Genomic DNA, 15192 nt, shown 5'->3' with positions numbered 1-15192 from the left:
ATACCAGGTAACAGCCCTCAGCTTGCCTTCAAAAGAAACCTTACTTTTTCTAGACATAATAAAAATCCTACTTTCGTAAACAGTACTTTATGTATTTTTACTGTCTACTTAAGTAGGACTATATCATTTTGTATACCAGTGGCTTTTTTGATATTTCTATTAAGTAATTGACAGCAAAAAAGGTAGCCCTAAAAAGCTACCTAGTAAAATCTACTTCAAATCAAAATATTCCTTAACATCTCTAGCATAACCATACTGTTGGTTTAAACGCTCGAGCAAGTTTTTGTTATGGCCTGGATAATTGTCAATTCTTCGTAATTCTTGATAAAGCTCGATATAAGGCAACTATTTGTCTTTGGCTAACTGCAACTCTGCCTCATAATTATAGGCAATCTTCCGAAATTGGAGATTAGTAAGACCATCTTCTTCGACATCGACTATGGCATACTGAGCCCTATGATTTTGCAGAGGTGACCAATCAAAATAGGGCATCCCAATCGTACCAGGATTAAGAATCTGTTGCCCCTTACTACCATAGCGAAGCAATTGCTTATGCACATGACCGTAAATTGCCATATCTGTTTGATCATCTAACAACTGATCAAAATGACTGGTATCATTAGCTGGACGTAACTCACCTCCGTAGTTTTTATCCGGTAAATGATGCGTCAGAGAAAAACGAATCCCATTGACTTCCTTTTTCACAACCAGAGGCAGAGAACGTATCCAATCAACATATTTAGGATCCATCTCTTCCATCAAGTACTGGGTAAGTCGCAAGAGCTGAACTTCTTGAGGATTCTCCAGACCATACTCCCCATCCAAAGCCTCCAAAACGCAATCATCCCAATTTCCTCGAACTGTGGCTGTTATAGGAATAGAAGACAAGAGCTCAAATAGTTCATTTCTACCTGGTCCAGGTAACAAAATATCCCCCATTAACCAATATTCTGTCGCACCCAACTCTTGTGCATCCTTTATAACTGCTTCAAGAGCTGTTGTATTTCCATGAATATCTGACAAAATTGCAATACGATGTTTCATCTATACTCCTTTACTGATGGTCTACTAGGTTGAAACCATTACAACATCAACTATTCTTCCTTGACTTCACCCTCATACAAACTTGCTACCAAGCGTTCAAAGGGCTCTATATACTCCCAATACTCAAAAGGGAGATTTGAAATCTTACTTAGATCATTATCATCAAAATGATACACGAGATGGCGTAGTATTTGATTTTCAATATAATGAATATCTCTCAACTGCTCTAGGCTGATTGTATCCAGTTCTATGATGTAGTGACACAAATCATCAAGTGCTTTTACGTCAAATTTTTTCTCCTCGTGTAGGAAGTAGAGAAAGCTCTGATTCTCGGCCCTTTTGTTATCTTCTATCAGATCGCTTTTATACGTCATTCTTACATCCTTTACTTAAATAGCGAAAATTGGGTAACAAGATACTCAAGATTAGAACTACAAAAACACCTAACATAATAATTGTAGTATAGGGGTTAAAGCATAGGCTGATTAACAAGGCAAGACTCATTGTAACCATTAGGTAGCCTAGCTTTCTCGCTACTGACTTACTGACCTCATTGTGATTTTTAGTTGCTAGGCCAATACTTTTAGGAAGATAATTCCCGATTACTAAAAAAATGAGTGCCACTAACCAAATGACAGTCAATCGAACTTGAATTTGGCCTCCTAAGGCAAAAGTCAATATGAGACCTTGAATGATGACTGCAGAAAACGGAATAAGCCATAACATAAACTCTTTTAAGAATGAAATGGTTATTTGTTTAAAAGATGAAAATAAGAGATTATAAATGACAAGAGCAATAAAGGGAAGGAAAACTATTGCTAGATTACGATCCATAAAACCATTGGCTTGTTCTTCCACATTAAAATGGATAGCCACCCGGTTTGGGAGTTGATTGTAAAAGACTAGTCCGACAATAACCGGTGTGAGTATTACTAGATTGCCAATGACTCTTTGCATATTATTTTTCATCTTCTTTTCCTCCAAGTGACTGAATCCAGGTTAGAATTTCTTCAAAAACAGTCAAGTTCAAACTATAGTAAATAAAATTCTTCTGCTTTTCTTCTTCAATAAGTCCTGCTTTTCTCAAGGTAGACAAATGATGAGAAACTGTTGCGGGAGCCAAGTCAAACTGCTGGCTGATTTCACCTGCAGACTTGGGCCCAGACTTTAGATAGTCTAAAATTTCTCTCCTCACAGGGGCAGAGATAGCTTTAAGTGTTTCTGATAATCCCATGACTTCCCTCCTTCTTCCAAATTTTGCTTGTCAGGAGTCCTACACCTAGAACATAAATAGCTAAAATGGCTTCGATTAGTAAGAGATTGCTAACTATTCCTTGTTGATAAGCACCTGCCAAAAAATCGATGGTAGCATGAAGTAATATCGCCACAAAATAGAATGAGAGCTTATGCTTAGTGACTGCTAGAAAATCCCAAGCTGTAAGCAAGACTTGTAGTAGTAAGGCAACTAGTCTTTCAAAGAGAGACATAACAACAGCAAAGCCTGTTAATTGTTTGACCTGACCTACTAGAAGTGAAGGTAACTGACTGGCCTGACCTGAATGGATGGCCTGTAAAACAATTATGTTAGTGAGTAAGCCCATCACTCCAATCAAGATAAATTCACTAAGACCATGTCCAAAACCGTAGGCTACAATATCAGACGTCATCAAACTTCTTTTCTTTTCGAGAATCTTAAAAACCAAATAGCGTGTTGTTTCTTCAACAAGGCCAGCCATAAATCCTCCATAAAGAATGGGCAACCATTTAGAAGAGTGAGCAAGACCAGAAAGAGCCACAGCATTGATAGGTCCTTCAATCATCATGACAGGTAAGGCAAAACCAATCAGACCTACTAAGAAGAGCTTGATTGAAAATTGCCATCTTTTCTTCAGAATGATAAAACCAATTACGGCGATAACTAACATGGTAAGAATTGTCATAAAAAGGAATGTTTCCATTGATTTATCCTTTCATTGAAACGGAGCATCAATACGACTTGAGTCAGAATACCTATTTCCATACTTTTCGAAATAGATTCTACGCTTTTCTGAAAGCACTGTCAAGACTATTTCGAAAATAATCTAAATAGGAGCACAAAAAAGACCGTTTTCACGATCTTTTTTGTCATTTTAATTATTAAGCATCACAAACAGATAAATCATCTCAAAAACATGGCGATTGATGACAATCCTATTGCTAGATTAGCGTTACGTTCTGATTCATTTTGGAATTCTGTGAGTGTCTTACTCAATTCACTCAATCCTGAACTCAGTGAAATCCCTTTAGAAAGATTGTCGACAGCTAGAACTTGAATAGCTCTGCGTAACTCTGCAAGAAGTTCACCATTATCCTTCTTTCCAACTTCTATTTCGTTTTTAAACGTTACGAGCAAGTTTCTCTCTTCTTCAGTTGTTTCTGGATTTAGAATCAGATTATAGATATTGTTTAAGATATCTTCAATTTGGATATTATTACTTTTTGTCAACTAGAACACTCCCTAAATAGATCCTGCTTTTCTCAAGGTAAACATTTGATTTATACTATCATCGAATTCGGAAAGAAATGCTATCTTGGTGAGCACACCTATTTTCTTTTTTTGAAAAATATTCTACGCTTTTCATAGACTACTGTCAAGACTATTTCGAAAAAATCGAAATAGAGATACAAAAAAAGACCGTTTTCACGATCTTTTTTCTTGAGAATTTTCCCTCATTCTCGTCTCTGTGTTCTCTGGACAGTCACTGGGCCTACTACTGCTTATCTTCCTGGGACATATTCGCCAGTGTTGGCATCGTAATAACGGCGTTGGCCATTGACTGTGACGTAGGCTCCTTTAACTTGGCGACCTGATTGGTCAAAGTAAAGGTGTTGGCCATTGATGACTTGTTCGCCTGTTACGGCATAGCCATCAGCTCCGAAATAAGCCCAAACGTTTGGCTCGATTTGAGCAAAGCGGTTGGTTACAGGTTGACCATCGTTTTCGTCATAGTACTTGTAACGACTACCGACCTTAACGGCTTTGCCCTTGTATTGGATACCATTTTGGTCAAAGTAGTATTCCTTGCCATTGATAGTCCACTTGCCTTTAAGGGCTTGGCCATCAGTATTGAAGTAAGACCATTGGTTTGGTGCAATCTCAGCAAAGCTGCTTGTGACAAGAGCTCCACTGTGGGCATCATAGTAATAAGTCTTACCATCTTCAACAATGGTTTTACCCTTGACTTGGATACCATTTTTATCAAAGTACTTAAGGTATCCATGATCAGCACGAACTTGGCCGATAGCCAGTGAACCGTCTTGTTTGAAGTACATCCACTGGTCATCACCAACTTGGAGGTAGCGTCCGCTAGCAAGAATACCTGATTCTGGCTCATAGTAATACTTAATGCCGTTTTCCTCGATAATTTCACCCTTAGCTTGGCTACCATCTTCCTTGAAGTAATAGAGGTGACCATCAATGTATTGGCGTCCTGTGACACGGTTACCTTCTTTATCAAAGTAGTTCCATGCCTTAGTTGCTGGGTTGTAGACAAAGATGCTACGTCCGATTTCGCCTGCTGGTGTGATGTAGCGAGCCTTACCATTTTCAAAGATAATAGAATCTGCACGATTGCTGTAGGCCGTACCGACACTACCATCTTGGTTAAAGTAATAAGTCTTACCGTCAATGACACGTGAGCCAGTCACAGTGTTACCATCAGCGTCAAAGTAATAACGTTTACCTGTGCTGCTGTCTGTCGCAAAGACGTTACGTCCCATGTCACCAGTTTCAGCAACATAGTAATGCAATTTGCCATCATCTGTACGAACAACGCGATCCTTAGCCTGGATACCCGTTTCACGGTCAAAGTAGAAATGGTGGCTACTCCAATGAAGGTTACCCACTACCATTGTTCCTTGAGTCGTAAAGGCACGGACCTGCTTATGCTTGTCATCAAAATCAACGAAGGCATTCTTAACCATGGCACCGTCTAGACCGTAATAGTAGGTATAGCCGTTGCTAGCACGACGAAGGGCGTTACGCAATTGGATACCATTGTCAAAGAAATAGTAATCCTTGTTATTGATGTTTCGAGCACCCTTGGTCATCTTACCGTCACCACCGAAGTAATACCAGTTACCACTACCATCTTGAACAAATTCATTCTTAACGGTTTGGTTATCACGAAGGAAGTAAACGTCTTGTCCACGACGTTGGAAGACTTGAGTGCTTGTGATGGCACCTGTGTCACGAAGTGGTGTTGGCAAGAGTTGGCCGTTGGCTGAAGTATTGAAGTACTGGTTGGTCTTGTCATCACGAAGGACATAGTTGATGCCTCGTCCAAGGATGTTAGTTCCGTTGAAGTACTTAGCAGACCATTTGGTAATCTTTTCATTCGTTGGCAACTGCTTACCATTTGAGATTTGTACACGGTTGAAAATAGATGGGTACTTAGCTTTAAGCTCATCAAGGAAGGCACCACCGTATTTACCTTGATAGTCTGTACCATCTGTACGGGTATTTGCCACATAGGCTTGGTCAATAATTTGGTAGCCTCCTTGATGGTTTCCGTAGCCGTTAACACGTGTCGCATTTACCACTTCTTTTCCTGGAAGGTTATAGATTTGGTCTGGCACCCAATCAGCAATGGCTTGAATACCGTCTTTATGGAGGGCACGAAGAACGTTAAGGAGGTCCTCAAGTGAGCCGTATTTATTATTTTGACTCAAGGCCATATCGTAACGGTCATCAAAGGCATAACCATTGTCAATTGTTGAATCAAGGAAGGTACCATCCTTACTTGAAACGTACTGTGGTGGAAGTCCAACAGACGTAACACCCCAAGCTTTGAGCAAATTAGTGTTCTTAGCCAAGACACGGTTCATGTAGAGTTCTGGCTGATTGTCCGCAAAAGCTTGGAAGTTTGAGAAGGCTTCATACATAACTTGCGAATCAAGGGCTGCTGAAGACTTGTAAACTTGACCATCGCTATTGGCACGGTTACTTGGCTGTGTACGTGCGTCTTGGTTAGCCTTAGCCCCGACTGGTACCCAGACACCGAGATAACCTGAGACTTGGACATTTTCAACACCAAAAACATCGTTGGCGTTGAAGGTCAAGTTCCCATTCCAGTCGGTACGTTTAAGAAGGTTTTTAGGCACATCAGAATCGTTGAGGTAGGTTGCTATACCATCTTTTGTTGTCAAAAGTAATGGGCGATAAAGCTGATTACGGTGGGCTCTACCCATATTCATCGTTACAGTTTCATTGCTACCCAATCGGAAATCATAGTTGTTGGTCATGATGACACCCATCCCTTGCGTACGGGTTTCAGCAGTTCCCCAATCAGTTCTGTTATTGGCACCTTTACCATAACGAACTGATGTCAAGAGGCCGTCATTTCCGACTTTCTTCACTTCCATGTCTTGACCACCAGCTACATACTTGATACGGGCACGCAAAAGGGTATCGATGGCATCAAAGTAAGGCGTCTTTTTCGCCATGTAGTGACCATCCTCACGGTAGAGGTCTCCATAATAAACACGTGTTACAGAGTCCTTATTGGTCAACATGAGGGCATAGACAGATGGCAAGTTGTAAGACGCATAAGTCTTGTGAGCTGTATTGATATCCGCATTGTAAATCTCGAAGGCCTTCTTGATTTCATCACGGGTGAAATTGTAACCAAACAGACTTGGGTTGATACGATCACGGATGATACGTTGGATAATGGTTTGCGCTTCAGTATCGTGGGCACGGGTGAAAATATAGTTGGCCATACGTTCACCGTTCTTATCGTTAGCACCTCGTGGATTCAAACTACTATTCATAAAAGCAGTCATGTCCCCAAGCTGCATACGTGTATTTTTATCACGCATCAAAAGGTTGGTAAGAGCATTACGAAGGGCATTATCAATCGGCAGTTGTGCCCCCTTAGTGTCCTTGTTGTAATATGGGTCGTTGGCAGACCACGCTTCCAAGTATGACAAGTGTTTGATCGCATTGGCTTCAGACTTGTCAACACCATAGGCTGCTTTGAAGTAATCTGAAGCGATTTGGAGAAGGTCGGCATCCACATTGTCCAAGGCATCGACACGCAAACCGTCAAAGTTGGCTGTTGGATCGTTGGCCATGATACTTCCGATATTCATCATAAAGTGGAGCCAGTTAAGTTGTTCCGCCTGAACAGCTGGGTTTGAGTTATCAATATCGTTGGCAAGCAAGAACTCAAGACCACCGATAGAATTGTCCTTGAAGTACTTACGTGTACCCGTCTGATTAGTCGGTGTGCGGTTAAGCAAACGATAGTCAGAGTTGGCGTAGCTAGTACGGTTACCAGTATCACCCTTACTGTTGTTAAAGAGCAACTGTCCACCTTGCAAGTGGTCGTAGGAACTATTTTCAGTGCTACTATTCCAACCTGGCTGAGTCTTGATGAACTGGTCGATACTTGTACGCAACCAGTTGGTATTGCCTTCACGCGCAATACGTTCTTCAATCTTAGTCTGAACAGCTTTAGCAGCTAGATTTAGACTTTCCTGGCTAGAGTTGGTTGAAAATGATCCCGCACCAAGACCTTGATTTTGCATGTAGTTTAGGTAGTTAACCTGAGTTGATTTGTCAGGCCACCAAACCATCAAGAGTGGACGTTTGTCCGCTTCAGTTGAAGCTGTCCAAGTCTTACCATCCTTGAGAATACTCTTTGGACGGTACCAAGTATCCGCAGTGATGAAGGTGTCGAGTTGGTCCAAAGATTTGTTATCGTTTTTGTAGAGCTGATTTCCAGATGGAAAATCCACAGTTGCCTTGATAGGTTCTGTTGAAAATTCATCCTGTGACTTGGTCGCAAGAGCCCCTGTTTCAGCATCAAAGTAATATGACTTCCCATCTTGCTCAAAGACGAAGTTCTTACGCACACTACCGTCACTATTGACATAGTATTGTTTGCCGTTGATCCATTGAATACCAGTCGATGTGTTGGTGTTGGCTTCTCGAGTTTCTGCCAAGTCACGGCGACTACGTGTACGAGCTTCTGTATTTGCCGTATCAGTTGTTGCTGCACGGTCTGTCGTAGCTGTTGCAGTCGCATTATTTGTATCTGTAGGTGTAGCACTCGTATCAGCCGCAGTTGCTTGCACATTTGTACTTGGTGCTGCTTGACCTGAGTTAGTATCAACTGTCGCTGCAGTTGTAGTAGGTGCCGCTGCTCTATCTGTGGCAGCTGTTGTCGTGTTAGTGGCATCTGCGACAGGAATGTTGACGCTAGCAGTATTGGCATCTGCTGAGATAGTTGGTGCTACTGTAGTTGCTGTATCATTCGTTGTGGCAGACGCTTCTCGAAGCAAATCCTGACTGCTATCACCCGACTGATTCGCAGCATTTTGCTCATCGGCCTGAACCTGTTGGTCTTCCAACAAAGTGCCACCAGCAACGGTAACCATTGAGAGTGCTGTTACCCCAATCGTTACCCAATTCTTCTTCACTTTATGCAGTTTAAAGCGTACTTCTTGTTCCATAATATATAACCTTTTTCCTTATAATATTTCTATCATAAGCTATTTGACAAGGGAATACAATTACACAACTATAATGTCAGCTTAATGTAGGCACCTTTCTTTTCTCAGAAAGGTGGTCTAAATGAGGTAACTCCTAAACTAGAGATGACATAACTAACGATAATCATTAGGCTAGGGACTTTTTAACAACTCCTCCCAAGCCTACAAAATTAATGTAAATTTAAATAAAAAAACCTTCATTTCTAAGATGAAATAAAGGATTTGGCTAGAGATACTGACATATAACTGTGAAAACCTGCGTGGATCAACTCATTCGAAGGTCATGGCGCTTTCCATGTTTGGTAGCCCGCAAAACTCTTGGCTGGTATTTTTACACAAGTTGTTTTATCTGTGACATTAAGTTCCATAACACCCTTACTCTTTAATCAAAAATAGCTGAGTCTTTCTGAGAATTATAGCCCGTTTTCAGCCGGTTATAATAGGATAGTTCAGTATTCCTTGGTCGGTTTCAGAACTTTCAACGTAAGCCAAAGTCATCTTATTTTAACGAGTAATTTTAAATTTTCCTTTTAATTAGAGACAAGGGTAGCACATCTCAACTTATTATCTTTTTCGAAGAAATTTTTATTTTTGAACACTTTATATTTTATATTGTGTGAAATATAAAAGGTCTTTTATCAAAAAATAAGAAAGTTTTCTTTTCGTGAAATTCTTTGCTCTAATCTAACCATGATAACGATTACACACCTCATCTTACAACCTGCTAAGAACGTACCTACCTCAAATATATAGGGGTGTAAGTATTGAGAAAAATAGGAGAAATAATGAAACCCAAATTATCTTTTAAAGATCTTATTCAAAAACTTGAGGATAAAAATATATCTCCTGGTAGCTATACTGAAGATCAAATTGAAAACTATCTCAAAACTAGAAGTTACTATTATAAAATTTCTAGTTATAGAAAAAATTTCCCTAAACTTCCTCAAGGGGGATATGATAAGTTAACATTTGATCATCTCGTTGCCACTGCTAAATTAGATGTACGTTTGAGAGAATATCTACTCATGCTTTGTTTAGACATTGAACATGCAACAAGAACTAACCTTATGAGAATCCTAACTGATGATGATAACGAGGATGGCTATACAATTGTTAAAGAGTTTCAAGATAAATTCCCTAAAAAGTTCAATGAGGTACTGTCACATTTTAGAAGCAGTAAATATCGATTAGACATGTTTCGTAAAAGAACACAAATTTCATCTTGGGTCCTTATGGAAATTATTGATTTTGGAACGTTAGTCCAATTTTTAGAGTTCTATATTGAATCTAGAACCCCTAAATACGAGAAACTTTATGCTAAGGAACACAGATTCATTAAGAACATCCGTAACTCTTGTGCTCATAATGATGTATTTTTAATCAATCTATTTTTAAAAGAGGATATGATTCCAAGACCTTATCCATCTACCAAATCATTTTCAAATACAATGGGTATCAATAACGGATTAGTTAAGTATCCCAAAATTATTGATTTAGTTAATTTGTTTTATATACACTCAAAAATTTGCTCCGACGAACTTAATCAGAGACGGTATAAAGAGGGAATTGAAGTATTAAACAGATATGATGAGAATAGTGAGATGATAAATCATTCAACGTCTTTAAAAAAATTCTTTGAATCAATTTTCAAAAAATCAGTTGACTTTTTGGATAAAACATAATACTATTGATATGAGGAAACAAGGTGAAACCTTGGCTCGCATTTTATATCGGGTTATTGAAAAAGTCAGCTGTCTTTGCTGGCTTTTTTCTATTTCTCCTGATATATAAAATGTTACACTGCTAAAAAGAGCTACTGCTATCACCTCATTCGCCAAGAAAAATCAAAAGCCAGCAACTGCTGGCTTTGAATTATTTAATAATCTAGAGGTTTAATAGGAAAAATTAATAATTAAAATTGGAAAGGGAAAAAGTTCTCTAGATTCTTAAATCATATTAATATTAACGACCACGTCGCAATTCGCCAGTTCTGGCATCACAGAAGAGACGTTTACCACCAACATAAACATGGCGACCTTTCACTTGACGACCTGAAGCGTCAAAATAAAGGTGTTTCCCATTGACAACCTGTTGTCCTGTCACTGCTTGACCAGCTGCGTTGAAATAATACCAGCAACCACGTGTCACTTCGACAAGACGGTTGGCAACCTGCTCACCTGTGTGGGCATCAAAGTAACATTTCTTACCATTGATAGTAAGCACTTTACCTTTAACTTGCGCACCATTGCTTCCAAAGTAGTAAACTTTATCGTTAATGGTTTGAAGGCCTGTTACCTTGTAGCCTTGTTTGTTGAGGTAAGCCCATTGGTTAGCTGCCATTTGGATGAACTGGTTGATGGCTGCTTCACCAGTGACAGCGTCATAATAACGCCCTTCTGCCCAGCCACCTTTTAGCTGACTGTGATCTTTGTTGAAGTAATACTGTTTGCCATCAATCACTTTTGCTCCCTGAACGAGATTTCCTGAAGCATCAGCGTAATACCAGTTGTTATTTTCAAAGATAAAGCGTGACACAGCCATTTCACCCGTTTGAGCAGAAATGTAGTAACTTGTGCTGCCTTGATTCACCAATTGACCTTTGATTTGACGGCCTTCTGCATCAAAACAGTATTCCTTACCATTAATGATACGCTTCCCTGTCACAGCATATCCATGTTCATCTAGGTAGTACCAAGCTTGGTTTTCTTTGTTTTGAACAAAGGTGTTAACCGCCATGTAACCAGTATCTGGAATGAAGTAGCGGATATGACCGTCAGCAAAACGAATAAATTTGTCTTTAGCTTGGATACCTGTTTGCGTGTCAAAGTAGAAGGTCACACCAGACATTTCAACGAGGCCAGTTGCCATATGTCCATAGCAATCAAAGTAGCGGACATCTTTGCGGTAGCCTGCAAAATCGTAGAAACCATTAATGGCTTTGACACCATTTTTATCATAGTAATAAGTGTAGCCGTCGCCACCTTTAAGAAGATAGTCACGAGCTTGAAGACCATTATCTAAGAAGTAATAAGTCTTACCATCGATAACGTGTTCACCTTTCACTTTTTGGCCGTTTTGGTCAAAATAATACCATTGATTTTCACCTACACGGACAAATGATGACTTGTGAGTGTTTGAATCTACACTTGGTTTTGTCTCACCTGAGATGATTTGATAGCCTGAATTATTTTGTTTGTTTCCTTGTGTAATGATAGTGACATTCGGTGTTGAACCATTTGAATTTGTCACTGACACATTAGGAATCAATTTATTTGAATTTGAAATAATGGTTACATTTGGAGTCGTTCCAGAAGCTGTAATCGTGATTGTTGTGTTACGACGACCATTTAAATTAATGGCATTCAAATCAGGCCAATTCGTCGTAAATGCTGCAAATCCACTAGCATCAGATGATGAAGACCATGATGATGAAGACGAGTAAGAATACCATGCAGAACTTGATGAGCTTGAAGAACTTGACGAACTAACACTCACTGACGCAGAACTGCTACCTGATTGATAACCTGAACCAGGTGTTGTTGTATTAGAGGTCTGTGTTTCAGTAACTTGTGCACCTTGTGAAGCCTGTGAAGTACCTGATGACACACTTCCTTGACCAGTACTTACAACCTCTCCACCACTAGTTACTCCAGCACCAATAACAGACGCTGATGAGCCTTCTGTTGAATAAGATGATGACGCCTCGTATCTTGCAGTCATTTGACTTCCAGAGTTTGATGGCACCGCTGACACGTAAGTAGCATCTTCTGTTAAGGTTGGTGTATAGCTTTGATTAACCAGTGATGCACTTGATTCAATACCAGCATCTGATTGTTCATAACCGCCCTTATTAGGAACTGGCACCTCATCTGCCTTTGCAGATTGATCTGTCAAAAAGACACCACCCGCTAAAGCAACCATTGACAGAGTACTAACTCCGATAGTCACCCAATTTTTCTTAACCTTGTGTAGTTTAAATCCAACTTTCTTTTCCATAACATACACCTTTCTATGCTTTTTCCATTTAACACCTAATATGATAAGCCATATCAATAGCGAATACAATTACAGTAGCATAACCCTAATCTCATAAGACTAACCTTCTAGTCATATTTCTCACGGAAAAGCAAGGTAAGGCTATGTAAACCATACCTTTTTATCTTAGAAAGCTCTTTTTTTAAAATCTCTTATTTTTTGTTAAATGACAAAGAAAGCCTCGCTTTCATCTGTTTTCAATCCTCATACATTAGAGCGAATGAGCATCCTTTGTAACCAAAGTAAGCCCTATATGGCGAATATTTTACGTAAACCTTATTATTTGCTTACACTATATTGATAATTTTAGAAAATAAAAAAAAACAAGCCAAACAACTTGCGTAAACGCTTAAAAGCTTGTCTAACACGACTTTTGACGCTTTTAGAAACCTATTTGAAAATATTTTTTCTCTCTCACAATCAAAAGTAGCAAAAAACTCTAAGTAACTTAGAAATATACCTAGAGTTTTTTACTAAATATTTACTACAGTGATAGATACCACTACTAATCAGGAAACGAGTGCCCATCCTGTCGCCAAAATCTATTTCTCCTTCATCTTCAAATTATAAGTTGTATTAGTCATTATTTTTTTCCTCCAGACTACCTATAATCCCTTCTGTATGCCGATATTCCAGTTGATTTTGATAAAACCAAATTGGTAAGAAATAATCACCATCTGATAATACATCATTATCTGATAATAAATCATTATCTGCTTTAACAGCCATGGTAACCTCTTCGTCCTTATTTAAGTGTAAGAATTCATTAATATCCTTATCCTTGATACCATATTCTATTTCACCATCTCCTGTCTCCCAATTATAAGATTTTGAAATCACTTTTAGTTTAGAAAAGACTTTTCTATTCAATGTTAGCTTTTGAAATAAAAATTCCTTATAAGGCAGTAACTCATCTGAGTAATTTGAGCTCTCCGTACTTAACTTCCCATCTGGAGAATAAACAAGATTGACACGTTCAACCTCAGTACCTTCTTTACTTAATGAAACATATCCCTCTATACGCTTATTCTTAGGTTTTCCATATAACATAACACTATTTTACGATATATGTAAATCTTATCTTGGTCATACGAATCACTCACACGAATGGTAAACCCTTTGGGAAAGGTATCAAACAACTCATATAAATTCTTAGTAGGGTACACTTTCTCCGCTGCAGGGCCTATTTTACTCTCAAGTTTTCCCCTATAATTTATCATTAGTCCACATCCAGTGAGGATGACTAAAGATAATAGCGTTGCAAGAGCTAGTCTAAATTTTTTCAAAATCTATTTCTCCTTTATCTTCAAGTTATAAACAATTTTCATGTCTGGGCTACCCTTGTCGCTTTTTTCTACTCCCTTTATACTTCCAGCTTTCAATAATCTTTCAAAATTCCTATCAGTCAGGCTATCTTTTTTCCATTTCGCCTTGTCTGGTAAGGTCTGACAGTCAGAAACATCAATTTCTGTACCATTAGCTGAGTTATCTAAATAAATAATCTCACTTTTACTGCTAGGGTGAAATTCAAGTGCATAGAGACCTCTTAACGTTCCATAAGCACCATTTATACTGTCATTTAACAAAGTCCGATTTCCATGATTATCCGTGATAATGGGATAAACATAAAGTCCAGAATCGCCATAATTGTATATATCGGTAAATTCTACCTTGCTGACACCTGAATAATTCTCCTTGATATAAACAGCTATCTGCTCTTCCAAAAGTCTGAAACCATGTTTGTACAAACGGTGTTCTGCATACCTATCTCCTAAAAAAAGAGAAAAAACTATTGGAATGATAAATAGTGCAATAAACAACATCACTACTATATTTCGATTTCGTTTCGAATTCATCTTCACAGGCTCAATCCTCCCTTTCTTTTAACTCTGGATAGTTTTTATCTGTTAACGCCATTTACTATAACTACCTCGTTTAATTTCTGTGTTATAAACTACTTTAACACCTAAGCTACCTTTATCTGATGATTTGACATCAACCAATTTCCCATTCTTAACTAAATATTGTATGGTTGTATCTAACATATCATAACTTTCTAACTTAGCTTTCTGGGGTAGTTTATCATCATTTGATACGTCCACGACCTCATCACTATCGTATTTATCTAATTCAATGACTTGACTACCATCAATACCGTCAAAATCCATCGTTAATCCATTTGCTGTACCAAAAGGTATGTTCCCGTCTTCATCTACAACTGCTCTATTGCCATGTTCATCAGAAATAGCAAAAACAACATTCAGCGTATGCATACTATAGCCGTCTCCACCATCTTCATAAATAGGTGAAAACTCAATCTTACTCACACCCTCATAGTGTTCTTTGATATAGGTAGCCAGTTGCTCTTCTAAAAGTCTAAAACCATGTTTATACAAAGCGTGCTCTTTAGCTATTTGTTTTTGTTGTTCTTGTTTGTGTCCCATATAAATGCTTCCTCCTAAAATAGCGATAACTAGTGTGATAAACAACACCACTACTATATTTCGTTTCGAATTCTTCTTCACAGGCTCAGTCCTCACTTTCTTGTAAATCTGACAACTTTATACATTACAGATA

11 protein-coding genes and 1 pseudogene are annotated in these 15192 nt (G+C 38.7%); 1 reads left to right on the top strand and 11 read right to left on the bottom strand.

Annotated elements, in window-relative coordinates; all coding sequences use genetic code 11:
* Positions 1 to 210: 210 nt before the first annotated feature.
* The 7 genes and pseudogenes from PCY14_RS09235 to PCY14_RS09205 all read right to left on the bottom strand — a co-directional run bounded on the left by PCY14_RS09235 (position 211) and on the right by PCY14_RS09205 (position 8541).
* A pseudogene (locus PCY14_RS09235) lies at positions 211 to 1044 on the bottom strand (metallophosphoesterase).
* Between the two features lie 50 nt (positions 1045 to 1094).
* On the bottom strand, positions 1095 to 1418 hold the full coding sequence (locus PCY14_RS09230) for a hypothetical protein (RefSeq protein ID WP_037620239.1): 324 nt from the start codon (positions 1416 to 1418) through the stop codon (positions 1095 to 1097).
* Positions 1408 to 2013, bottom strand: coding sequence for a DUF1648 domain-containing protein (locus tag PCY14_RS09225; protein WP_201709606.1), 606 nt, complete (start codon positions 2011 to 2013; stop codon positions 1408 to 1410). Before PCY14_RS09225 ends, PCY14_RS09230 begins: the two co-directional genes overlap by 11 nt.
* On the bottom strand, positions 2003 to 2278 hold the full coding sequence (locus PCY14_RS09220; RefSeq protein WP_002891308.1) for an autorepressor SdpR family transcription factor: 276 nt from the start codon (positions 2276 to 2278) through the stop codon (positions 2003 to 2005). Before PCY14_RS09220 ends, PCY14_RS09225 begins: the two co-directional genes overlap by 11 nt.
* Positions 2256 to 2984, bottom strand: coding sequence for a YhfC family glutamic-type intramembrane protease (locus PCY14_RS09215; protein ID WP_225791582.1), 729 nt, complete (start codon positions 2982 to 2984; stop codon positions 2256 to 2258). Before PCY14_RS09215 ends, PCY14_RS09220 begins: the two co-directional genes overlap by 23 nt.
* Positions 2985 to 3202: 218 nt before the next feature.
* A complete protein-coding gene (locus tag PCY14_RS09210; RefSeq protein ID WP_021143892.1) occupies positions 3203 to 3529 on the bottom strand; it encodes a bacteriocin immunity protein in 327 nt (108 codons plus the stop codon).
* Between the two features lie 272 nt (positions 3530 to 3801).
* The gene (locus PCY14_RS09205; RefSeq protein ID WP_301363458.1) at positions 3802 to 8541 is read right to left on the bottom strand and encodes a glycoside hydrolase family 70 protein; all 4740 of its coding nucleotides are present in this window, start codon (positions 8539 to 8541) and stop codon (positions 3802 to 3804) included.
* A gap of 824 nt (positions 8542 to 9365) precedes the next feature.
* Here PCY14_RS09205 and PCY14_RS09200 point away from each other — a divergent pair.
* Complete coding sequence (locus tag PCY14_RS09200; RefSeq protein ID WP_060934007.1) at positions 9366 to 10262, top strand: Abi family protein; 897 nt, start codon at positions 9366 to 9368, stop codon at positions 10260 to 10262.
* A gap of 280 nt (positions 10263 to 10542) precedes the next feature.
* On the opposite strand, the gene PCY14_RS09195 is transcribed toward PCY14_RS09200, so the two are convergent.
* From PCY14_RS09195 to PCY14_RS09180, 4 genes are all read right to left on the bottom strand, one after another.
* On the bottom strand, positions 10543 to 12576 hold the full coding sequence (locus tag PCY14_RS09195; protein ID WP_301363457.1) for a KxYKxGKxW signal peptide domain-containing protein: 2034 nt from the start codon (positions 12574 to 12576) through the stop codon (positions 10543 to 10545).
* 615 nt (positions 12577 to 13191) lie between these two features.
* Complete coding sequence (locus PCY14_RS09190) at positions 13192 to 13665, bottom strand: hypothetical protein (protein ID WP_021146112.1); 474 nt, start codon at positions 13663 to 13665, stop codon at positions 13192 to 13194.
* A gap of 239 nt (positions 13666 to 13904) precedes the next feature.
* Positions 13905 to 14438 (bottom strand): hypothetical protein, encoded by a 534-nt coding sequence (locus PCY14_RS09185; protein WP_231087392.1) that lies wholly within the window; start codon positions 14436 to 14438, stop codon positions 13905 to 13907.
* An 84-nt stretch (positions 14439 to 14522) separates the two neighbouring features.
* Entirely contained in the window at positions 14523 to 15059 is a 537-nt protein-coding gene (locus tag PCY14_RS09180) for a hypothetical protein (protein WP_021146114.1), read from the bottom strand.
* Positions 15060 to 15192 lie beyond the last annotated feature (133 nt).

The organism is Streptococcus sp. SV2 (assembly GCF_030440175.1).
In the GTDB taxonomy this organism is placed as follows: Bacteria; Bacillota; Bacilli; order Lactobacillales; family Streptococcaceae; genus Streptococcus; species Streptococcus raffinosi.
This window is presented reverse-complemented; position numbering and strand designations above follow the sequence as displayed.